The organism is Psychromonas sp. MB-3u-54, from assembly GCF_002836415.1.
GTDB lineage: Bacteria > Pseudomonadota > Gammaproteobacteria > Enterobacterales > Psychromonadaceae > Psychromonas.
On sequence record NZ_PJBP01000073.1, the window covers coordinates 1 to 232 of the forward strand.

Genomic DNA, 232 nt, shown 5'->3' on the forward strand with positions numbered 1-232 from the left:
TTTGTTGCCTTCGCCTTAAGTTTATTAAACCAATAGTAGTACGTGGAAGAAGTAATGTTATTGAGCCTAAGAAATTCAGCTTTGGTTAATCCACTTGCTGCTTGTGAATCAATAATTCCTTGCCAATGATTTTGTCGTTCAGTTGCCATAATGATGCTCTCCTTAAAAAGGAAAGCATGGCAAATTCAGCAACTTATTGATATGTGGGTTTAATTAGGCGCTTACTTTTAAA

The 232-nt window shown here is 35.3% G+C and carries 1 protein-coding gene; it reads right to left on the bottom strand.

From position 1 onward, the window contains the following. Positions 1 to 149 (bottom strand): IS66 family insertion sequence element accessory protein TnpA (tnpA, locus tag CXF72_RS20150; RefSeq protein WP_442966014.1); only part of this gene is annotated, 149 nt, incomplete at its 3' end. Positions 150 to 232: the final 83 nt, after the last annotated feature.